Source organism: Streptomyces sp. NPDC017246 (assembly GCF_044331325.1).
GTDB lineage: Bacteria > Actinomycetota > Actinomycetes > Streptomycetales > Streptomycetaceae > Streptomyces.
The window spans coordinates 85,819-106,971 of sequence record NZ_JBIRMW010000010.1 but is presented as its reverse complement, the minus strand read 5'-3'; the positions used below and the strand labels follow the sequence as shown (position 1 = coordinate 106,971).

Below are 21,153 nucleotides of genomic sequence, written 5' to 3'. Positions count from 1 at the left end.
CAACAGCGACACGAGGTGATGGCCGGGTGAGGGAGCCGAACGGGCTACGCGGGCTCGATCTTCCCCGTGACCTGGACGTTCTTCGCGGCCTCGACGTTGGCGACCATCCTGCGCAGAACCTTGAGCGCGGCCACGTACTCCTCGTCGCCGATGCCCTCGTGGACCACGGCGCGCAGCCCGGTCGCGAGCTCGCGCAGTGCGGCCCTCGCGGACTCGCCCGCGTCGGTGAGACGGAGCCGGTGCTCGTCGTCGGTCCGGAGCCAGCCCCGGTGGAGCAGCTGGTCCACCACCCGGGCGATGTCGTGCGGCCCGTCCGCCAGCGGTGTCAGCTGGGCGACGACGTCCTCGCGGGCGGGGGCCGGGGGTCCCGCGTTCACCCGGTTGAGCACCCAGTACTGCGGCTGCGTGGTGTCGATCCGGGCCATGGCGTCGCGGAGCTGACCGACGACGGCGTCATGCGCCAGGCCGCTCCAGTAGCCGATGGGCTGGCTCGGCAGCATGTCGTCGGTGGCGGCCGGATCGGCCGGCGCCTGGTCGGTGGTGGTGGCAGCGGCGCTCGTCGGGTTCATGATGACGACGCTACATTTCCTCCGGTCGCCGGCGTGAACAGCCCCCGGACGAAAGGCGTTCCGGAGGGACGACGCCGGCCGACCGCCTCAGGCGAAGCTCTTCGCCAGCCTGCGCAGTCCTTCCCTGATCTCGTCGGCCGAGTGCGTGGTGAACGAGAGCCGCATCGCCGCCGGATCCGGCTCCCCGCAGAAGAACGGGGCCCCCGGCACATACGCCACCTCGTGGCCGACCGCCGTCTTCAGGAGAGCGGTCGCGTCATGGCCGGCGGGCAGGGTCACCCAGATGAACATGCCGCCCTCCGGCCTGTTCCACCGGCTGCCCGCGGGCAGCGCGGCCGGCAGGCCTTCGAGCATCGCGTCCCTGCGCTCGTGGTACGCGGCCCTCATCACGGCGACATGCGCGTCGAGATCGCTGTCGCGCAGATAGCGCGCCGCCGCGGCCTGGTCGATGGTCGAGGTGTGCAGGTCGGCGGCCTGCTTGGCGATCACACAGGCGCGGCGGAGCCCGGCGGGAGCGCGCAGGAAACCGAGCCGGAGGCCGGGGGCCATCACCTTGGAGAAGGAGCCGAGCAGCACGGTCCGGTCGGCGGCCGCGGGATCCGCGGCGATCCAGGGGACGCGCTCCCCCTCGAACCGCAGCTCGCCGTACGGGTCGTCCTCGACGATCCAGAAGCCGATCCGCGCCGCGGCCTCGGCGACGGCGCTGCGGCGCTCGGCGGGAAGGGTGCGGCCCGTGGGGTTCTGGAAGGTGGGGACGAGATAGAGGAGGGTCGGCTTCTCGCGGGCCGCGATCTCCGCGAGGGCTTCCGGGATGACGCCCTGGTCGTCGGTGGGCACGGGCACGACGCGCGCGCCGGCGAAGCCGAAGGTCTGGAGGGCCGCGAGGTAGCAGGGGTCCTCGACGAGTACGACGGCGCCGGGTTCGACGAGTGCGGTGGTGAGGAGCGTGAGGGCCTGCTGCGAACCGGTGGTGACGAGCACGTCGTCCGCTTCGGTGGGCAGTTCACGGGCGGTCAGCCGGGCGGTGATCGCCGTGCGCAGCTCGGGGTCGCCCTCGGTCGTCGAGTACTGGAGCGCGTACTGCGGGTTCTCCGCCAGGACCCCGTCGTACGCCGCCCGGATGCCCGCGACGTCGAACAGCTCGGGGGCGGGCAGGCCACCGGCGAAGGAGATCACCTCGGGCCGCGCGGTCAGTGCCAGGATCTCCCGCACCGGCGACGAACCGACGTTGGCCAGCCGGGAAGCCGTGGCCGGCGGCGGCGCGGAGGGGGAACCGGCGGCGTTCGCGGGCCCGGAGGCGGCAGACAGCATGGTGTCAGCATATAGAGCTTCAAGGCGCTGTCCAGGTTGTCCGTTCCCCGCCCGACAAGCCGCCTCCTAGGGCCTGTTGGCGCTCCGGGCCGGCGGCACGGAGCGCTGTCCGCGGCCGTCCGGTTCGTCGCGGGCGTCGGCCCACAGCGACCGTACGTGGCCGAGGTGACGGTGCATGCAGGCCTCGGCCCCCGGCGCGTCGCCGGCGATCATCAGGTCGAGGAGTTCGAGGTGTTCCTCGGCGGAGGAGACGAGTCTGCCGGCCTCGTCGAGGCCGGTCAGGCCGTACAGACGGGAGCGTTTGCGCAGCTCTCCCACCGTCTCGACCAGACGGTCGTTGCCCGAGAGGGCGAGCAGCGCGAGGTGGAAGCGGCGGTCGGCCTCCAGGTAGCCGATGAGGTCGTGCTCCCGGGCCCGGGAGACGATCTCCTCCGCGACCGGACGCAGGGCCTCCAGCCGCTCCCGGTCGGCCGTCCTCGTGACCCGGCCGATGGTGGGGACCTCGATGAGGGTGCGCAGCTCGGTGAACTGGTCGAGGTCCCGTTCGCCGACCTCGGTGATGCGGAAGCCCTTGTTGCGGACGGGTTCGACCAGGCCCTCCCGGGCCAGGTCGAGCATGGCCTCGCGGACCGGGGTCGCGGAGACGCCGAGGTCGCCCGCGAGCCCGGGGGCCGAGTAGATCTGCCCGGGCCGCAGTTCGCCGGCGATCAGGGCCGCGCGGAGGGCGTGCCCGACCTGGTCGCGGAGCCGTTCCTGCGCTCTGACGAGGCCGTACTGTTTCAGGTCACCCATCGTGCGCCCTCCGAGAAGTCACGGAGGAGCATCGTACAATGTCACGTTTCTCCTTCCGGTCCCTCTGCGGAACTCCCCCGATCTGTTCCCCTCTCCCCCGCTCCGCCGCGGCCTCAGAGAAGGAACCCTGCGGGGAAGGGGTCCTCGGGGTCGAGGAAGTACTGGGCCGTTCCCGTGATCCAGGCCCGCCCGGTGACGGTCGGGACGACGGCGGGCAGACCGCCCACCTCCGTCTCCCCGACGATCCGCCCGGTGAACTCCGTACCGATGAAGGACTCGTTGACGAAGTCGGTGTCGGGGGCGAGCAGTCCCCTGGCGTGCAGCTGCGCCAGCCGGGCGCTGGTCCCGGTACCGCACGGGGAGCGGTCGAACCAGCCGGGATGGATGGCCATCGCGTGGCGCGAGCGGACCGCGTCGGAGCCGGGCGCGGCGAGGTAGACGTGCTTCACTCCGGCGATCGCGGGGTCCTCCGGGTGAACGGGCCGGTCGGGGCCCGCGTTGATCGCGTCCATGATCGCGAGCCCGGCGGCGAGCAGCTCGTCCTTGTGGGCACGGTCGAACGGCAGCCCCAGGGAGTCGAGGGTGACGAAGGCGTAGAAGTTGCCGCCGTAGGCGAGGTCGTAGGTGACGGTGCCGTAGCCGGGCACGTCCGCCTTGAGGTCGATCCCGGTGGCGAAGGCGGGCACGTTGGTGAGCGTGACGGAGCACGCCCGGCCGTCCTCGACCCGTACGTCGACGGAGACGAGCCCGGCCGGGGTGTCGAGGCGGACGGTGGTGACCGGTTCGACCACCGGCACCATGCCGGTCTCGACGAGGACGGTGGCGACGCCGATGGTGCCGTGGCCGCACATCGGCAGGAGGCCCGACACCTCGATGAAGAGGACGCCGTAGTCGGCGTCGGGGCGGGTGGGCGGCTGGAGGATCGCGCCGCTCATCGCCGCGTGACCGCGCGGCTCGAACATCAGGAGGGTGCGGACGTGGTCCAGGCGGTCGGCGAAGTGCAGCCGCTTCTCGGCCATCGTGGCACCGGGGATCACCCCGATGCCGCCGGTGATCACCCGGGTGGGCATGCCTTCGGTGTGGGAGTCCACCGCGTGGTAGACGTGGCGGGTGCGCATGAGGGGTCCCCTTCGGGTCTACGGGAGTGGGTGTGCGTGCGGGTGCGGGTGTGACGTGCAGGTGCGGGTGCGACGTGCGGGAACAGGTACGCCTGCACGTGCGGGCTTGCACGCCGGGATGCGCGTACGGGTACGGGTACGGGAAGCCCTACGCGTGGCCCTCGGCGAGGGCCTTCTCCGTCGCGGCCCGGACCACGGCCTCCTGCTCGGGTGCGAGCGGAACCCGGGGCGCGCGGGTGGGGCCGCCGTACCGGCCCGCGAGGTCCATGGAGAGCTTGATCGCCTGGACGAACTCGATCTTGGAGTCCCAGCGGAGCAGGGGATGCAGGGACCTGTAGAGCGGAAGCGCGGTGTCGAGGTCTCCGGCGACGGCGGCCCGGTAGAGCGTGGCGCAGCTGCGCGGGAAGGCGTTGGGGTAGCCGGCGATCCAGCCGACCGCGCCGGCGAGGGCGAGTTCGAGGAGGACGTCGTCGGCGCCGACCAGCAGATCCAGGTCCGGGGCGAGTTCGGCGAGCTCGTAGGCGCGGCGGACATCGCCGCTGAACTCCTTCACGGCGACGACGGCGCCGTCGGCGTGCAGCCGGGCGAGCAGGGCGGGTGTGAGGTCGACCTTGGTGTCGAAGGGGTTGTTGTAGGCGACGACGGGCAGGCCGACGGCGGCGACCTCGGCGTAGTGGGCGCGGACGGAGCGTTCGTCGGCCCGGTAGGTGTGGGGCGGCAGGAGCAGGACCGAGCCGGCGCCGGCCTCCGCCGCCTGTTCGGCCCAGCGCGCGGCCTCGGCGCTGCCGTACGCGGAGACGCCGGGCATGACCCTGGATCCGTCCCCGGCCGCTTCGACCGCGGTCCGTACGACCTGGGCGCGCTCCTCGTCGGTGAGCGTCTGGTACTCGCCGAGGGAGCCGTTCGGGACGACCCCGTCGCAGCCCTGGTCGATCAGCCGGGCGACGTGTTCCGCGTAGGCGTCGTGGTCGACGGCGCCGTCGTCGCGCAGGGGGAGGGCGGTGGCCACCAGGATCCCGTGCCAGGGGTGGGCGCGGTGCACAGGGGCTTGCTCGTGGGTCATGAAGAACTCCCTTGTGTGGTGTGTGACATTTTATTGATGATCGCGAAGGCCACAAGAGTCCTGTCGCCACTCAGTTCTGACACACGGTCAGGCACCCTGCGGGGACCCCCCGGAAAGATCGGCCCGCCCGACCCGGATCATCGAGCACATGCTCGCTGCGTCCGTGTCCGTGCTCGCCCTGGCCGTGGTGCTGATCTGCGCCGTCGTCCGCCCGTTCCGCCTGCCCGAGGCGGTCTTCGCCGTACCCGCCGCCGGCGCCGTCCTGGCGGTGGGCGCGATCACCCCCGGGGCCGTAGGCGAGGAGGCGGAACGGCTGGGACCGGTGATCGGCTTCCTGGCGGCCGTCCTCGTCCTCGCCAAGCTCTGCGACGACGAGGGCCTCTTCCACGCCTGCGGCAGCTGGATGGCACGCCTGTCCCGCCGGCGTCCGCGGCGACTGCTCGGCGCCGTCTTCGCCCTGGCCTCGCTGATCACCGCCGTACTGAGCCTGGACGCGACGGTCGTCCTGCTCACCCCGGTGGTCTTCGCGACCGCCACCCGGATGGGAGCCCGCCCCGGCCCGCACGCCTACGCGAGCGCCCATCTGTCGAACACGGCCTCGCTGCTCCTGCCCGTCTCGAACCTCACCAACCTGCTCGCCCTCACGGCCACCGGGCTCGGCTTCACCCGCTTCGCCCTGCTGATGCTGCTCCCCTGGCTGACCGCGATCGCGGTCGAGTACGCGGTCTTCCGACGCTTCTTCGCCCGCGACCTGGCCGCCGCCGCGGCCCCCGTCGACCCGCCCGCGCCCGTCGCGCTCCCCCTCTTCGCCCTGCTCACCGTGGCCGCGACACTGGGCGGCTTCGCCCTCGCGTCGGCCACCGGCGTGGACCCGGCGTGGGCGGCCGCGGCGGGCGCCGCCGTGCTGGCCGTACGCGCGCTGGCCCGCCGCCGCACCACCCCGCGCGCGCTCGTCCGCTCGGCCTCGGTGCCCTTCCTCGCGTTCGTCCTGGCGCTCGGCGTCGTCGTCCGGGCCGTCGTCGACAACGGCCTCGGCGCCGCCCTCGCCCATGTCCTCCCCGACGGCACGTCCCTCCCGGCCCTGCTCGGCATCGCCGCACTCGCCGCCGTCCTCGCCAATCTGATCAACAACCTCCCCGCGACCCTGGCCCTGGTCCCGCTCGCGGCGGCCTCGGGTCCGGGCGCGGTGCTCGCCGTGCTGCTCGGGGTGAACATCGGCCCCAACCTCACCTACGCGGGCTCCCTCGCCACCCTCCTCTGGCGCCGCATCGCCCAGGAGCACGACCACCCGGTCGCCCTCGGGGAGTTCACCCGCCTCGGGCTCCTCACGGTCCCGGCCACCCTCGTCGCGTCGACGGTGGCGCTGTGGGCCTCGCTCCGGGTGGTGGGCGTCTGACGGCGCGGTCTCCCCGCCCGGGAGGGCGACGGCGCGGCGGCCGTCTTCCCGTCCCCGGGAACTCCACGCTCCACTGCTACGTTCTACAAGACCGTAGAAGTAATCGACGTTTGGAGTACTCATGGCCCTGTGGGACCGCGTCAGGGAATCCGCATCGACGATGCAGACCCAGCTGATGGCGAAGAAGAACGATCTGAAGAGCGGCGCGTTCCGGGACGCGAGCATGGCCATGTGCGCGCTCGTCGCCGCCGCCGACGGCACGATCGATCCCGCCGAGCGCCGCCGGGTCGCCCAGCTCATCTCGACCAACGAGGTCCTGCAGAACTTCGACGCGCTCGACCTCCAGCGCCGCTTCGACGACAACCTGAACAAGCTGACGGCCGACTTCGACTTCGGCAAGGTCAGCGTGCTCCAGGAGATCGCCAAGGCGAAGAAGAAGCCGGCCGAGGCACGCGCCGTCGTCCAGATCGGCATCGTCATCGGCGGCGCCGACGGCGACTTCGACAAGACGGAGCAGGCCGTGGTCCGCGAGGCGTGCTTCACCCTCGACCTGCCGCCCCACGAGTTCGACCTCTAGGCGGTGGGCCGCCCGGCCGGCCCCGCTCCGCCGGCCGGGCACGGCCGCGCGGAGCGAAGGTCACACCGGCGGGGCGACCCCGCGCAGCACGAGGAAGAGCGTGACCGCCGAGTTGGCCGAGGACAGCGCCGACACGGTCACGCCGAAGGCCGCACCCCAGGCGGCGAGTCCGACGGCGGTGCCGACCGGCGGCCACGCGCGGCCCGCCGGGGCCGGGCGCATCAGGGCCGCGACCCGTCGGGGCACCGGGCCCGCGCCCGTCAGGGCGGGGAGCCCCGCGGCGGGAGCGCGCGGCGCCAGGAGGGCCGCCCGGCCGATCGCGCGGGCGACGGAGCGGCGGCTGCCGACCTCGGCGGCCGCCTCCTCGTCGGCCCAGCGTTCGGCGGTGTACGAGACGGCGGTACGCAGCGGCCGCAGGAACGGGTTCGCGCGCGCCGCGAGATGGACCGTCAGGAGATGACGGTGGTGGCGCCCTGCCAGGTGGGCCCGCTCATGGGCGAAGAGGGCCCGGCGTTCGGCGGAGGCGAGCCCGGTGAGCATCCCGGTGCTGACCACGATCCGACCCGGCCCTCGCCCCCGCCCCGGTCCGCACCCCCGCCCGCCGGGCAGCGCGTACGCGTACGGGGTACGGTCCGGCAGCACCGCGACGGACCTCGGCGGCAGTCCACCGAGCGCGGCCACGGCCCGGCGGCGCACCCGCCGCTGACGCCGGGCCGCCGCGCCGCACGAGACGAGGACGGCGAGCAGGGCCGGGATGGCCGCACGGCCGGCGATCTCGTCGTACGGGAGAGCCGCGCGCACGTCGGGGTCCGACCAGCTGTCGGGGAGCGGGTTGCCGGGCAGCTGCGCGGTGCCCACGATCATGAGCAGGCCGAGGCAGAGGGTGCTGCACACGGCGGAGACACCGGCGACGGCGGCGAGCAGGCGCGTCGCGGTACGGGGGTGGAGCCGCTGTTCGGCGAGGCGGGCGACCGGCCACGCGGTGAGCGGAAGGACGAGGGGAAGGAAGACGAAGACTCCCATGGCGGCTAGCCTTCCTCCTCCTCGGCGGCCTTGGAGAGCAGTTCACGAAGGAGTCGCTCCTCGTTCGGCGAGAGGCCGGTGACGAAGCTGGCGAGGACCGCCTGGCGGTCCGTCTCCCCGTCGAGCACCCTCCGCATGCGCAGGGCGGCGAGCCCGGCCTCGTCGGCGACCGCCGTCCAGCGGAAGGAGCGGCCGGCGCGCGCGCGTTCGACGGCGCCCTTGGCCCGGAGGCGGGTGAGGATCGTGATGACGGTGGTGTAGGCGAGGGCGCCGCCGAGGCGTTCGCGTACCCATGCCACGGGCACCGGCTCGGACGCCTCGCGCAGCGCGGCGAGGACCTGGGCCTCCAGTTCGCCCTGTCCGCGCCTGCGCGGGGAGGGCTCCGCCCCGCCCTCGCTCCGGTCCGTCATGTCCCGCTCCTCCGCGTCCGAACAGCGGCCCATCGTACTGAACGGCGGGGTTGCTCCCCGGATGGGCGGACCGAGCGGGACCGTCACTCACACCCGGTCGGAGGCCGATTCGGGTCCGGGCTCGGGCACACGTACGGGCACGGCCCCGGGCCCGGGTACGGCGTCCCCTCCCCCGCCCGGGGGCGCGGCGGTCCGCTGGCGGGTGAGGTGGGTGGCGACCGGTTCGGTGTAGCGGGCGGTGAGCGGCCCGATCACCACCAGGATCAGCACATAGGCGGTGGCGAAGGGGCCGAGCTGGGGCTGCACCCCGGCGGTGACGGCGAGCCCGGCGATGACGATGGAGAACTCGCCGCGCGCCACCAGGGTGCCGCCCGCCCGCCAGCGGCCCTTGACCCCGATCCCGGCGCGACGCGCGGCCCAGTGACCGGTGGCGATCTTGGTGAGTGCGGTGACGACGGCCAGCGCGAAGGCCGGGAGGAGCACTGGCGGGATGCTGGCGGGGTCGGTGTGCAGCCCGAAGAAGACGAAGAAGACCGCGGCGAACAGATCGCGCAGCGGGCTCAGCAGCGCGTGGGCTCCGTCGGCGACCTCCCCGGAGAGGGCGATGCCGACGAGGAACGCGCCGACGGCGGCGGAGACCTGGAGCTGCTGGGCGACACCGGCGACCAGCAGGGTCAGGCCGAGGACGACGAGAAGCAGCTTCTCGGGGTCGTCGCTGGAGACGAAGCGGGAGATCAGCCTTCCGTAGCGGACGGCGACGAAGAGGACGGCTCCGGCCACGCCGAGGGCGATGGCGAGCGTCGCGCTGCCTGCCGCGAGCCCGACCCCGGCGAGCAGGGCCGTGATGATGGGCAGGTAGACGGCCATGGCCAGGTCTTCGAGGACCAGGATGCTGAGGATGACCGGGGTCTCGCGGTTGCCGAGACGCCCGAGGTCGCCGAGGACCTTGGCGATGACGCCCGAGGAGGAGATCCAGGTGACGCCGGCCAGGACGACGGCGGCGACGGGTCCCCAGCCCATCAGGAGCGCGGCGGCCGCTCCGGGCAGGGCGTTGAACGCGAAGTCGACGAGCCCGGCGGGGTACTGGGTCTTGAGGTTGGAGACGAGATCGCTCGCCGTGTACTCGAGGCCGAGCATGAGGAGCAGGAGGATGACCCCGATCTCCGCGCCGATGGCGACGAACTCCTCGCTGGTGCCGAGCGGCAGCAGGCCGCCCTTGCCGAAGGCGAGCCCCGCGAGGAGATAGAGGGGTATCGGGGAGAAGCTGAACCGGCCGGCGAGGCGTCCGAGAAGGCCAAGGCCGAGGATGATGGCGCCGAATTCGATCAGGAAGACCGCGGAGTGCACGGCGCCCTCACTCCCGACCGAGGATCGCGGCGGCGGCGTCGACACCCTCGCGGGTGCCGATCACGATGAGGGTGTCGCCGCCGGCGAGCCGGAAGGCGGGCGTCGGGGACGGTATCGCCCCGGAGCGGCGCAGTACGGCGACGATGGAGGCGCCGGCCTCGGTGCGCATCCGCGTCTCGCCGAGCAGGCGGCCGTTCCAGTGCGAGTGGGCGGACAGCTCGATGCGTTCGGCGACGAGCCCCAGGTCGGTGGTGTGCAGGACGTTGGGGCTGTGGTGCGCGGGGAGCAGCGCGTCGATCAGTGAGGCGGTCTCGGCCTCGGTGAGGTGGAGCGACTGCGCGCACGCGTCGGGGTCGTCGCCGCGGTACACGTTCACGGTCCGGGTCCCGTCGCGGTGCGCGATGACCGACAGCTGGCGGTGCTCCCGGGTGGTGAAGTCGTACTGCACTCCGATGCCGGGCAGGGGTGTCGTTCTCATCCGCGGAGCAGGCAAGGGCCCGTCCCTCCTGTTGTCATGTCGAGGGGTGATCAGGTTCGTGGTCGGGGGCCATGGTGCCACCCGCCGGGAGTCCCGGAACATGGGTGTCGGCACGGATGGACAAGTCACCGGGAACTGGTCAGGATGGAGCGGGGCGATCGATCCCGTCGCAGGTCAGAGGCGTGGAGAGTACAAAGAGGGTGAGTGTCGCAACCGTGTCGCTGTACTGGCGCATCTTCCTTCTCAACGCCTCGGTCCTGATCGTCGCCGTGCTCCTGCTGCTCGGCCCCGTCACGGTCTCGACGCCCGTCCTCCTGGGTGAGGCGATCGTGCTCGTGGCCGGTCTGGTCGCGATGCTCCTCGCGAACGCGTTCCTCCTGCGGCTGGGGCTCGCGCCGCTCCAGCGGCTCACCCGGGCGATGCGGACGGCGGACCTGCTGAGGCCGGGACGCCGGGCGGCGGTGACGGGCCGGGGCGAGATCGCCGACCTGACACGTACCTTCAACACGATGCTCGACCGGCTCGAGGCCGAACGCGCCGCGAGCACCGCGCGGGCCCTCTCGGCGCAGGAGGAGGAGCGCCGGCGGATCGCTCAGGAGCTGCACGACGAGGTCGGCCAGACCCTCACGGCCGTCCTGCTGCAGCTGAAGCACACCGCGAACCACTCCCCGGACGAGCTGCGGACGGAACTCCACCAGGCGCAGGAGACGACCCGGGCGGGCCTGGACGAGATCCGCCGCATCGCACGCCGTCTGCGGCCGGGGGTCCTGGAGGAACTGGGGCTGCACAGCGCGCTCAGATCGCTGGCCTCGGAGTTCTCGACGCGGGGTCTGACGGTGCGGCCGCACATCGAGTCCGGTCTCCCGAAACTCGACGAGGCGACGGAGCTGGTGTTCTACCGCGTGGCACAGGAGGGCCTCACCAACACGGCCCGCCACGCGGGGGCGACCCAGGTGGATCTGCGACTGCGCCGGCTCCCGCGGGGCGGGGTCGGCCTCCTGGTCAAGGACGACGGCCGGGGAATCGGCGGGTCGCCGGAGGGCGCGGGCCTCAGCGGGATGAGGGAGCGGGCGCTGCTGATCGGCGCCGAACTGACGATCCGCGAGGGCGTCGCGGGCGGCACGGAAGTCCATCTGAACAGTCCACGTGGTAAGGCGATGTCATGACGGGACGGCCCACCTCCGGCTCCGGCTCCACCGGCCCCACCGGTCCATCCAGCCCCGCCGACCCCAGCCCCGGCCCCGGCCCCGGCCCCGGCGGCACCCCCACCCGCATCCTGCTGGCGGACGACCACGCGCTGGTACGCGGAGGAGTACGCCTCATCCTCGACGCGGAGCCGGACCTGACGGTCGTGGCGGAGGCGGCGGACGGGGCGGAGGCGGTCGCGATGGCCCGCTCCCACACCGTCGACCTGGCCGTCCTGGACATCTCGATGCCCCGCAGGACCGGCCTCCAGGCGGCCCGTGAACTCAGCCGCCTCCAGCCGGAGCTGCGGATCCTGATCCTCACCATGTACGACAACGAGCAGTACTTCTTCGAGGCGCTCAAGGCGGGGGCGAGCGGCTACGTCCTGAAGTCGGTGGCGGACCGCGACCTGGTGGAGGCGTGCCGGGCGGCGGTCCGCGACGAACCCTTCATCTACCCCGGCGCGGAGACGGCCCTGATCCGCACGTATCTCGACCACGCGCGGCAGGGCAGGCCCCTGCCGGACAAGGCCGTCACCGAGCGCGAGGAGGAGATCCTCAAGCTGGTGGCGGAGGGCCACAGTTCCAAGGAGATCGGCGACCTCCTCGTCATCAGTCCGAAGACGGTGGAACGCCACCGCGCGAACCTCCTCCAGAAGCTCGGCATGCGAGACCGTCTGGAGCTCACGCGGTACGCGATCCGGGTCGGGCTGATCGAGCCGTAGCCGGGCCGGCCGCGGGTGCCGGGGCGAGCGTGGGCCGCGGCTGGTAGAGCAGGACCGGCGCCGGCACGGGCGGTTCGTCGGAGAAGAACCGGTCCAGTTCGTGCCGTCCGCTGATGCGCAGCTTCCGGTACGAGTGGGTGAGATGGGACTCCACGTTCCGCAGACTCACCTGGAGCAGCCGCGCGATGTCGCGGTTGCTCAGCCCGCGCGCGGCCAGTTCGGAGACCTGTCGCTCCGTGGGGGTGAGCAGCGACTCCGTGGAGTCCTTGCGCGGGTCGGGACGGCCGCCCGCGTCCCGCAGCTCCCGCTGGACCGCCTCCACCAGGCCCTCGGCGCCCAGGGAGATGCCGACCTCGTTGGCGCGGTGCAGGAGTTCGCGGGACCGTCGTGCCGTGCCGCTCTGCCGGTGGGCGCGCCCCGCCGCGTACAGGGCGTGGGCGAACAGCAGCGGGGCCGGGGTGGGTTCGAGGAGTTCGACGGCCCGGTCGGCGAGCCGCAGCGCCTCCCGGCCCGTGCTCGCCGCCGCCTCGGCGACCAGGGCGCGGCCCAGTGCGACGGGGGCGCCCCAGCGGTGGGCGAGCGCGGTCTCCTCCTGGGCTGCGCGGCGGGCGGCGGCCACGTTGCGCCGGGCCAGCTGGAGCGTGGCGCGGGTGGAACGCCAGGGAAGGATAGCCGGGTTGACGATGCCGCGCCGGGCCAGCTCCTCCTCGCAGTGGGCGAGCAGCACCAGGCCGCGCCGTGCCTCGCCGAGCCGGCCGAGGGCCCGGCCCGCGCTGTGCAGGAGGTACAGCCGCCACCAGGTGACCGGCCGGTCGCCGGGGAGCGGCGGCGCGTCGTCGAGGAGGGTCCCGGCGGCGGCGATGTCGTCCCGCTCCATGGCCACGTCGATGAGCACGCTGCGGGCGAGCGGCCCGACGTGGAAGTGGCCGGCGCGGATCCGGGTGAGCAGGCCGAGCGCCTCACGGGCGTCGTCCTCGGCCCGGGCCAGCTGCCCGCGGTGCAGCTGCACCAGACCCCGTACGGCCAGCGCCTCGGCGATCCGTGTGGTGGTGCCGTCGGCGCGGGCGAGTCCGACCTCGGTGTCGATGTGCCGCCGGGCCTCCTCCACGTCGCCCGCCCACAGCTGGGCGAGGAGCGCCTGGTACCAGCGGGCGGAGCCGTACGGGGCGCGTGGGACGGACAGCAGCCGGTCGGCGATCCGCCGCGCCGCTGGCGCCGAGTCCCCGGCCGCGGTGCGCAGCAGCAGCACCCGCAGCAGCCGGTCGTCCTCGCCGGGATGGTGACCGCCGTCGTGGAGCCGTACCTGGGCCACCGCCTCGCGCAGGCGGCTGGCGGTGGCCGGGTCGAGCGTGCCGGCGGTCTCCCGCCGGGCCTCCTCCAGGGCGTCCAGGGCGCCCGCGGTGTCGTCCAGGCGCAGCAGGAGGTCGGAGAGCCGCACCGCGTGCCGGATCCTTTCGGCGGACCCGGTGACGGTGGCGGTGTGAACGGCCATGGCGCGTGCCGCGGCGGGCAGGTCGAGGCCGCTGAGGGCCTGGATCCGCAGGGCTTCGGCCCGGTCCTCGTGTCCCTCGGGCACGCCGTGCAGAACGGCCTTCTCGATCAGCCGGCGGGCGCCCGCCGGGTCGTGCTCGACCACGCCCTGGGCCACTTCCAGCAGCAGCTGGGCCATCCAGGGCTCGTCCAGTCGGTGGGAGCGCAGCAGATGGGCGGCGACGTCCTCGCCGGGGGCGCCGCGGTGCCGCATCCTGCGGGCGGCGAGCCGGTGCAGTTCGGCGCGTTCGGCACAGGGGATGTCCTGGTAGAGCAGCCCGGCGAGGAGGGGATGGCGGAACTTCATGTCGTCGGGACAGAGGAGTCCGGATTCCGTCAGTCTGCCGAGACATCGACACGCGTCTTCGGTGGGTACGCCGCACAGGTCGGCGAGGAGGGCGGCGTCCACCGGGCCGCACAGGATGCTGGCGGCCCGGGCGATCTCCAGGCCGTGCGGGTCGATCCGCCGGAGCATGCACAGGATGCGCTCCTTGACCGCCTGGAGCCGCAGTTGCTCGTCGGGAGGGTCGCCCGGCGTCCGGTCGGCGCGCGCCTCGGCGGAGCCTCCGGGCCCGTCGGGGTGGTCGCTGCCCGAGGGGGCGAAGGGTGCGCTGTGCAGGGTGGGGCCGGCGGGCACGAGGGGGCCGGAGAGTGCCGTCGGGCCTGTCCGTATCTGCTCGGTCAGCAGATAGGGGTTGCCTCCGGTCCCGGCGACCAGCGCGTCCACGGCCTCGTGGCCGTGATGGTGGCCGCACAGCGAGGTGGCCAGATCGAGGGCCGCGCTGGGGCTGAGATCGCTCAGGTGGATGTGGCGGTCGGGACGCAGTCCTTCCATGAACTCGACCAGAAGGTGCTGGTCGCTGGCCGGTTCGCCACAGCGCTTGGTGGCCAGCAGGACGATGGGGAGGTTCTCCAGACGGCGGCTCAGGAAGCCCAGCCAGAGCAGCGAGGGGCAGTCGACGTGCTGGACGCTGTCGACGGTCAGCAGGATCGGGGTGCGCCGCGCGGCCCGGCCCACGCCCGCGCACAGCTCCGCGAGGAGGGGGTAGTCGGGCTCGGCCGGGCCGCCGTGCGGCGCGCCGTAGGCGGCGAAGGCGCGGTCCCAGCCGTCCGCGGTCTCCGGCAGTGTCCCCAGGAGCTGGTGCACGACCCCCAGGGGAAAGCGCTGTTCGGTGGGCGAGGCGGTGGCGGAGAGCACGATCATGCCCTGGTCCCTCGCGGTCTGCTCGGCCCATCGCAGCAGCGAGGTCTTGCCGGTGCCGATGATGCCCTCCAGGAGGGCGACGGCGCCCGCGCCCGCTCTCGCGGAGTCCAAAATCTCGGTGATGGTCTTCGATTCCTCGATCCTGCCGAACAGTTCCTTGGGCACCGCCCCACACCTCCCTGCCGAACAGTGGATTGACTCGGACGAGATCGCCACTTCGGCGGGGGGAGGCCATGCCGGAAAAACTGTTGGAACCGGCACCGTCAAGGCCAATTTCCGGTCATGGCCGAGCCGTCGCCGTCAGAGTGGAAATGCCTTCTTCAGACGGCGTGGAAGCCGGTCCGAGTCCTCCACGACGATCCCCCGAGCACCGGTGAATGGCGTACACCTCCGATGTTCCCGAAGCTAACACGGGGGCCGCGATATTTGTACAGCGGATCTCGCCGTACGCATTCCGAACGTATTCCTTCGGCCATTGCTTCGGTGCCACCGTATTGATCTATACCGGGACCACACGGGTACGTTCGGCACCGATGTGCGGCGGTGACCAGTGAACGCCCCGGAAAACGCCTGTCCCGGCTCCGGCAGGTTCACCACCGGCCAATTGGCGAAAACCTGATGGAGGGAGCGGTACCCGCGTGTCCGCGATCAGTGAGGAGCTCCGCACCGAACAGTTCGTCCTGTCCCTGCGCGGAGTCCTGCCGTACGTGTACGAGCACGCCTGGCAGTCCGTCCTGGACGGCACGACCCTGACCCGCACCGCGCTCCGCACCGGCCCGGACGGCCTGCTGCGCCGCACGCTGCGGCCCGAGGCCCGCTTCCGGCTGCAGATCGTGGACTGGCGGGCCACCCGGGCCGAGGTGCAGGACGCCCGGCTCGCCGAACGGCTGGCCGGGGAGTCCGCCGCCGGACTTCCCCTCGACCGGGCGCCGCTGATGCGCGCCACCCTGATCCGGCGCTCCGACCGCCACTGGACCTTCGCCTGGCGGTACGCCCGGGAGCTGATGGACCGGCGGTCGGGGCTCCGCGTCCTGGAGGAGGTCGCGGACGCGTACGCGGTCCTGCTGCGCGGCGGCGCTCCCCGCCACGCGTCAGCGGGGCGGGTGGGAGCCCCGGCCGGGGGGCCGTCGGGCGCCCGGGCCACGGGGCCGGCGGGCTCGGCCGCCGGCCCGGTGACCTCGGCCGTGGGGCAGGTGTCCCGATGAGCGACGACACCTCGGTACGGCTGTTCTGTCTGCCCTTCGAAGGCGCCTCGGCGGGAGTCTTCCTGCCCTGGGCCGAGGCCCTCGGCAGCTCGGTGGTCGTCACCCCCGTCGAACTCCCGGGCCGCGGCCGTCATCCGCACACCCGCCCCTGCGGCCGGCTCGAACCGCTGCTCGCCGGGATCATCCCGTACGTGGCCCGCATGCGCGACCGCCCGTTCGCCCTCTACGGGCACGGCTTCGGCGCCCTCCTCGCGTACGAGATCGCCGCCCGCCTCGAATGGGAGCACGACGCGGTGGCCGAGCGGCTGTACGTCTCCGGGACCGGCGTCCCGCACCGGACCACCCCGGAGCGCTCGGTCGCCCAGCTGCCGGACGCCGAACTGCTGCGCAGGCTCGGCGAGCGGGGCCGTGTCCCCCCGGGCGCCCTCGACCCGCTGCGGGCGGCCCGGGTGCTGCCCGCGCTCCGCGCCGACCTCGCCGTCCTGGAGGCGTACCGGCGCGACCCCCGCCATGTGGTGCACTGCCCGGTCACGGCCATGGGCGGCAGCGACGACCGGAGTGTCACCGGGGCCGATCTGGCCGGGTGGCGCCGGTGCACCCGGCGCTCCCTGCGGGTGGACACGGTCTCCGGCGACCACTACTTCCCGCTCACCGCCCGGTGGGAGCTGCTGGACACCTTCAGCCGGGACCTGATCCGCCCCCGGGCCGGGGCACGGCGCGCCGCCGACGCCGGCCGCCGTCGCGCGCCGGCCGGTTCCGGACCGGGCGGACCGACGGCCGGTCCCGGAACCGGCAACAAGAGTTGTCCCGTGTCCCCGCCGTCCCCATCCTGGCCGGCGGAGGTGAGCGCATGACACCCACAGAGCGCACCGGGGGCCTCGACGACGAGGCCCCCGGCGCCGGGCACGGCATCGGGCCGAACGCCGAGGCGGACGTCGGGACGGACGACGGGCACGAGCCGGGGCTGGAGGCCGAACTCGAAGCCGAGCTGCACGCCGGCTTCCTGGCCGAGGCGGCCCGCTGGCTGCACGGGCTGTTCGGCCCCGCGGACCGGGCCACGGCCGCGGTCGGCCGGATCCTCGACGTGGGCAGCGGTCCGGGCACGGCCTCCCGTGCCCTCGCCGACGCCTTCCCGCGGGCCCGGGTCGTCGCCGTGGACCGGTCGGCCGCCCTGCTCGCCCGGGCCGAGGCCCTGGCCGCGGAGCACGGGCTCGCCGGCCGGATCACCACCCGGCGGGCCGAACGGCCCGAGGAGTTCGCCCGGTCGGGACCGGTCGACCTGATCTGGACCGGAAACGTCTGCCGCCACCTCGGCGACCAGCAGGCGGCCGTACGGAGCCTGGCTTCCGCGCTGCGGCCCGGCGGGCTGCTCGCCGTCGCCGAACGGGGCCTGCCGCCGCGCTTCCTCCCCCGGGACATCGGCATCGGCCGGCCCGGACTCCAGGCACGCCTGGACGCCGCCGTCGAGGAGCAGGTCACCGCCCGGAGGTCCCGGCTCCCCGGCGCCACCTCCGTCGTCGAGGACTGGCCCTGTCTGCTGGCCTCGGCCGGGCTCGTGCCGGCCGGCTCCCGCACCTTCCTCATCGAGTTCCCGGCCCCGCTCGACGTGCCCGTGCGCCGCCATCTGCACACCCGGCTGCACGGACTCCTCACCGACCTCGGCGAACGCCTCGACCTCGTCGACCGGCTCACCGTGGAGCAACTCCTCGACGGGGACTCCTGCACCGGCGTCCTGTGGCGCCCCGACGCCTTCTATCTGACCGCCGTCACCGTGCACACGGCCCGGCTGTGCCGGCCTCTCACCGCCGCCTGAACCGGCGGCGCGAAATCGCGGTGGCGGAAACCGACCCCGAAAGCGAGGCACCGAACTCCACGGGTCCGCGCCTAATCCCCGAATGAACTAAGGAGATTAGCAGTTCCCGCAATACCCCCGAGGGCGTCGCCCTCGGGGGTCGTCGGCATGCCCGGAATCCGTTGCCCCCACCCGGACCGTAGGGACACCCCGGCCGCAGATTCTTCGGTCAGCCCTACGGTCCCACCGTATTGAGGCGCTCGCCCCCGAACTCCTACGTTCCTTCCCAAGAAGCCGCTCCCGGAAATCGACTAATCCGGACGGTACTCGGCCGACGGACGGAGGACGCGTGAAGATACGGATTCTGGGCCCGCTGCACGCCGAGACGGGCGGAGTTCCGGTCGTCCCGAGCGCGGCGAAGATGCGGCAGATTCTGGCGCTCCTCGCGCTCCACCCCGGCCGGCCCGTGCCGGTGGCCACGCTCAAGGAGGAGATCTGGGGGCCGGTGCCGCCGTGCAGCGCGCACGGCACTCTCCAGACCTACATCCTGCGGCTGCGCCGCGCCCTCGCCACCGCCCTCGGCGGCCCGTACGGCGAGGCCGACGCCGACGGCCCCGCCCGGGCCAGGGATCTGCTGGCCACCGGCCACGACGGCTATCTGCTGCGGATCGACGAGGAGGACGTCGACGCCTTCGCCTTCCAGTACGCCGCCGAGGCCGGGCACGCCGCATTCGCCGACGGCGACAGCGCCCGGGCGGCCCGGCTGCTGCGGGAGGCCCTCGCGCTGTGGAGGGGCCCGGCCCTGGTGGACGTACGGGCCGGGTCGGCGCTGCGGACCCACGCGGCCCGGCTCGAGGAGAGCCGGCTGCTCGCCACCGAGCGCCGTGTCGACGCCGAGCTCCGGCTCGGTCTGCACGGCGAACTCCTCGCCGAGCTGGTCGAACTGACCCGGCTCCACCCCGCCAACGAGCGGCTGCACGCGCAGGCCATGGTGGCGTTCTACCGTGCCGGCCGGCAGTCCGACGCCCTCCAGCACTACCGGTGCCTGAGGCGGCGGCTCGTGGAGGAACTGGGTCTGGAACCCGCCCCGCAGCTCCAGCGGCTGCACCAGGCGATGCTCTCGGTCGATCCGCGCCTGGACACCCCCGCGCACGGCGGCCGGCCGACGCCGACCTTCGACCTCTACGCGGCCTGAGCCCGCGCCGCCCCCGCGCCCCCGCTCCCCCGCACGCCCCTGTCGACACCGCACACCGCGCTCCCACCGCCCCGAGAAAGGCGACACAGTGACGGACCAGGTACCCACGCTCTACGAATGGATCGGCGGCGCCGAGGCGCTGGAACGGCTCACCGAGGCGTTCTACGCCCGCGTCCGCAAGGACGAGACGCTCGCCCCGCTCTTCGCACACATGGACGACGACCACCCCCAGCACGTCGCGACCTTCCTCGGCGAGGTGCTCGGCGGCCCCACGCACTACACCGAGCACCACGGCGGCTACCCCCGCATGCTCTCCCGCCACCGCGGCCGGGCCATCAAGCCCGAGCAGCGGGCCCGTTGGGTGGAGCTGATGCTGCTGGCCATGGACGAGGTCGGACTGCCCGACGACGCGGAGTTCCGCTCGGCCTTCATCGGCTACATCGAGTTCGGCTCGCGCCGCGCCATGGCCAACTCCCAGCCGGACGCGGGGCCCACCCGGCGTACCACCATCAAGACCTGGGGCTGGGGCGAGGGCGTACCGGGTGAGGAGTGATCCGCGGGCGGGGCCCCGGGCCCGCACCGTCACGGCGGTCCCGGCAGTCACAGCCGTCACGGCGGTCACAGCCGTCACGGCAGTCCCGGCGGTCCCTGCTCCGTACCCGGACCCGGTCCCGGCCCGCCGCGGCCCTGCCCGGCGTCCCGGTATCGGCAACAAATGTTGTCCGTCCGCGGCGCCCGGTTCGAGCATGAGGGCAGCTGGTGATCACCACGATCCGGCGGACCGCCGAAGCCGGCCCACCGGCGCGCACCCGCCCTGATCCTTCTGCCCCAACCGTCAGAACGAGGAGTCCGCCCATGCGTTTGACCACCCCTGGGCCCGTGCGACGCGTCCCCCCGCACCCCGTCGTCGCCCAGGCCGTCCCCGCGCACCCCGTCGGCACACCGGCCGTCCCCGCACATCCCTTCACCGGGCGTCCCGCACGACGGACGGGAGGTGGCCACCGATGAGCGTCCAGACCGAACCGCAGGAGGCCACCGCCCCCAAGGCGGGCGGCCGGCTGCCGCTCGCCGTCTATCTGCTCGCGTTCAGCCTGTTCGCGATGGGCAGCGCCGAGTTCCTGCTCGCCGGCGTCCTCCCGGACATCGCCGACGACCTCGACATCTCGCTCTCCTCCGCGGGTGCCCTGATCTCCGCCTTCGCCATCGGCGTGGTGATCGGCGGTCCGCCGCTCGCGGTGCTGACCCTGCGCTGGCCCCGCCGTACGACCCTGGTGACCTCGCAGGCCGTGTTCGCCGCCGGGGTGGCCGTCGGTCTGCTGACCGACGACTTCACCGTGCTGCTCGTCACCCGCTTCCTGATCGGTCTGGCGTACGCCGGGTTCTGGGCCGTCGCGGCGGTCACGGCGATCTCCCTCGTCACCCCCGACCGCACCGCCCGGGCCTCCGGCGTGGTGGTCAGCGGTCTCAGCATCGCCATGGTCGCCGGCGGTCCGGCCGGCGCCTTCCTCAGCCACTTCACCGGCTGGCAGGGCGGGTTCTGGGCGGTGGTCGTGCTCACCGTGCTCAGCGCGATCGCCACGATCGTCGCCGTACCGGTGACCAAGGCGGTCCAGGAGCCCAGTGTGCAGCGGGAGTTGCGCACGATGCGGCAGCCGCAGCTGTGGGTGGTGTACGCCGCGACCCTGCTCAGCACCGCCGCTTACATGATCTCGTACAACTACCTCGCGGCCTTCCTCACGGACGTCACCGGTGTGGACTCCGTGTGGGTGCCGGCCATTCTCGTCCTCTTCGGCATCGGGGCCTTCATCGGCCTCTCCATCGGCGGCCGGATCGCCGACGGACGCCCCCACCACGCCCTGCTCATCGGGGCCGGCGGCATCCTGGTCTGCTCCGTGGGGCTCGCGCTCCTCGCCGACCACGCCGTGGCCGTCGTCGCCCTGGTCCTGCTCCTCGGGGTCGCCGGCTTCGTCCTGAACCCGGCCATCTACGGGCGGGTGTTCACCGTCGCGGCCGGCGCGCCCACGCTCGCCGGAGCGACCGCGGTCTCCATGTTCCAGCTCGGCATCAGCCTGGTCCCCGTCCTCGCGGGCGTGGCGCTCGGCGCCGGTGCCGGTCTCACCTCGATCCCCTGGCTGGGCGCCGGCCTGGCCGTTCTCACCATCCCGGTCGTCCTGGCCGACCGGACGATGGCCCGCAACCGGGCCCGGAGGAATCCCGAGCCCGAGGGCAACTGA

At 73.3% G+C, this 21,153-nt stretch carries 20 protein-coding genes; 10 read left to right on the top strand and 10 right to left on the bottom strand.

The window, feature by feature from the left end; genetic code table 11:
- Positions 1-44: 44 nt before the first annotated feature.
- The 5 genes from ACH4MY_RS23450 to ACH4MY_RS23430 form a co-directional block, all read right to left on the bottom strand.
- The gene (locus ACH4MY_RS23450) at positions 45-569 is read right to left on the bottom strand and encodes a MarR family winged helix-turn-helix transcriptional regulator (RefSeq protein ID WP_398005674.1); all 525 of its coding nucleotides are present in this window, start codon (positions 567-569) and stop codon (positions 45-47) included.
- A gap of 87 nt (positions 570-656) precedes the next feature.
- On the bottom strand, positions 657-1,880 hold the full coding sequence (locus tag ACH4MY_RS23445; RefSeq protein ID WP_398005673.1) for a PLP-dependent aminotransferase family protein: 1,224 nt from the start codon (positions 1,878-1,880) through the stop codon (positions 657-659).
- Positions 1,881-1,946: 66 nt separating this feature from the next.
- Entirely contained in the window at positions 1,947-2,672 is a 726-nt protein-coding gene (locus ACH4MY_RS23440; protein ID WP_398005672.1) for a GntR family transcriptional regulator, read from the bottom strand.
- Between the two features lie 113 nt (positions 2,673-2,785).
- Complete coding sequence (locus ACH4MY_RS23435; RefSeq protein WP_398005671.1) at positions 2,786-3,790, bottom strand: proline racemase family protein; 1,005 nt, start codon at positions 3,788-3,790, stop codon at positions 2,786-2,788.
- Positions 3,791-3,938: 148 nt separating this feature from the next.
- Positions 3,939-4,853 (bottom strand): dihydrodipicolinate synthase family protein, encoded by a 915-nt coding sequence (locus ACH4MY_RS23430; protein WP_398005670.1) that lies wholly within the window; start codon positions 4,851-4,853, stop codon positions 3,939-3,941.
- A 148-nt stretch (positions 4,854-5,001) separates the two neighbouring features.
- Between ACH4MY_RS23430 and ACH4MY_RS23425 the strand changes: the two genes are divergently transcribed.
- Both ACH4MY_RS23425 and ACH4MY_RS23420 read left to right on the top strand, forming a co-directional pair.
- Positions 5,002-6,249: an SLC13 family permease gene (locus ACH4MY_RS23425; protein ID WP_398005669.1), complete on the top strand. Its 1,248-nt coding sequence runs from the start codon at positions 5,002-5,004 to the stop codon at positions 6,247-6,249.
- Between the two features lie 121 nt (positions 6,250-6,370).
- Positions 6,371-6,826, top strand: coding sequence for a tellurite resistance TerB family protein (locus tag ACH4MY_RS23420; protein WP_398005668.1), 456 nt, complete (start codon positions 6,371-6,373; stop codon positions 6,824-6,826).
- 60 nt (positions 6,827-6,886) lie between these two features.
- On the opposite strand, the gene ACH4MY_RS23415 is transcribed toward ACH4MY_RS23420, so the two are convergent.
- From ACH4MY_RS23415 to ACH4MY_RS23400, 4 genes are all read right to left on the bottom strand, one after another.
- Positions 6,887-7,849 (bottom strand): M56 family metallopeptidase, encoded by a 963-nt coding sequence (locus ACH4MY_RS23415; protein ID WP_398005667.1) that lies wholly within the window; start codon positions 7,847-7,849, stop codon positions 6,887-6,889.
- A 5-nt stretch (positions 7,850-7,854) separates the two neighbouring features.
- Entirely contained in the window at positions 7,855-8,259 is a 405-nt protein-coding gene (locus tag ACH4MY_RS23410; RefSeq protein WP_398005666.1) for a BlaI/MecI/CopY family transcriptional regulator, read from the bottom strand.
- Positions 8,260-8,346: 87 nt separating this feature from the next.
- The gene (locus ACH4MY_RS23405; protein ID WP_398005665.1) at positions 8,347-9,606 is read right to left on the bottom strand and encodes a cation:proton antiporter; all 1,260 of its coding nucleotides are present in this window, start codon (positions 9,604-9,606) and stop codon (positions 8,347-8,349) included.
- Between the two features lie 7 nt (positions 9,607-9,613).
- A complete protein-coding gene (locus ACH4MY_RS23400; RefSeq protein ID WP_266897776.1) occupies positions 9,614-10,084 on the bottom strand; it encodes a cation:proton antiporter regulatory subunit in 471 nt (156 codons plus the stop codon).
- A 215-nt stretch (positions 10,085-10,299) separates the two neighbouring features.
- Here ACH4MY_RS23400 and ACH4MY_RS23395 point away from each other — a divergent pair, with 215 nt between their 5' ends.
- Positions 10,300-11,250 (top strand): histidine kinase, encoded by a 951-nt coding sequence (locus ACH4MY_RS23395; protein ID WP_398005830.1) that lies wholly within the window; start codon positions 10,300-10,302, stop codon positions 11,248-11,250.
- The gene (locus ACH4MY_RS23390) at positions 11,247-11,993 is read left to right on the top strand and encodes a response regulator (RefSeq protein ID WP_398005664.1); all 747 of its coding nucleotides are present in this window, start codon (positions 11,247-11,249) and stop codon (positions 11,991-11,993) included. The genes ACH4MY_RS23395 and ACH4MY_RS23390 overlap by 4 nt, the downstream gene beginning before the upstream one ends.
- Here ACH4MY_RS23390 and ACH4MY_RS23385 read toward each other — a convergent pair.
- Positions 11,953-14,892, bottom strand: coding sequence for a BREX system ATP-binding domain-containing protein (locus ACH4MY_RS23385; RefSeq protein ID WP_398005663.1), 2,940 nt, complete (start codon positions 14,890-14,892; stop codon positions 11,953-11,955). The genes ACH4MY_RS23390 and ACH4MY_RS23385 overlap by 41 nt on opposite strands.
- Positions 14,893-15,365: 473 nt before the next feature.
- On the opposite strand from ACH4MY_RS23385, the gene ACH4MY_RS23380 reads away from it, so the two are divergent.
- The 6 genes from ACH4MY_RS23380 to ACH4MY_RS23355 all read left to right on the top strand — a co-directional run bounded on the left by ACH4MY_RS23380 (position 15,366) and on the right by ACH4MY_RS23355 (position 21,153).
- Positions 15,366-15,932, top strand: coding sequence for a hypothetical protein (locus tag ACH4MY_RS23380; protein WP_398005662.1), 567 nt, complete (start codon positions 15,366-15,368; stop codon positions 15,930-15,932).
- Entirely contained in the window at positions 15,929-16,786 is an 858-nt protein-coding gene (locus tag ACH4MY_RS23375) for a thioesterase II family protein (RefSeq protein ID WP_398005661.1), read from the top strand. Before ACH4MY_RS23380 ends, ACH4MY_RS23375 begins: the two co-directional genes overlap by 4 nt.
- Positions 16,783-17,745: a class I SAM-dependent methyltransferase gene (locus ACH4MY_RS23370; protein ID WP_398005660.1), complete on the top strand. Its 963-nt coding sequence runs from the start codon at positions 16,783-16,785 to the stop codon at positions 17,743-17,745. Before ACH4MY_RS23375 ends, ACH4MY_RS23370 begins: the two co-directional genes overlap by 4 nt.
- A gap of 328 nt (positions 17,746-18,073) precedes the next feature.
- Positions 18,074-18,919, top strand: a complete 846-nt coding sequence (locus ACH4MY_RS23365) for a BTAD domain-containing putative transcriptional regulator (protein WP_398005659.1) — start codon at positions 18,074-18,076, stop codon at positions 18,917-18,919.
- A gap of 88 nt (positions 18,920-19,007) precedes the next feature.
- Positions 19,008-19,472 (top strand): group II truncated hemoglobin, encoded by a 465-nt coding sequence (locus tag ACH4MY_RS23360; RefSeq protein WP_398005658.1) that lies wholly within the window; start codon positions 19,008-19,010, stop codon positions 19,470-19,472.
- Between the two features lie 451 nt (positions 19,473-19,923).
- Positions 19,924-21,153, top strand: a complete 1,230-nt coding sequence (locus ACH4MY_RS23355; protein ID WP_398005657.1) for a Cmx/CmrA family chloramphenicol efflux MFS transporter — start codon at positions 19,924-19,926, stop codon at positions 21,151-21,153.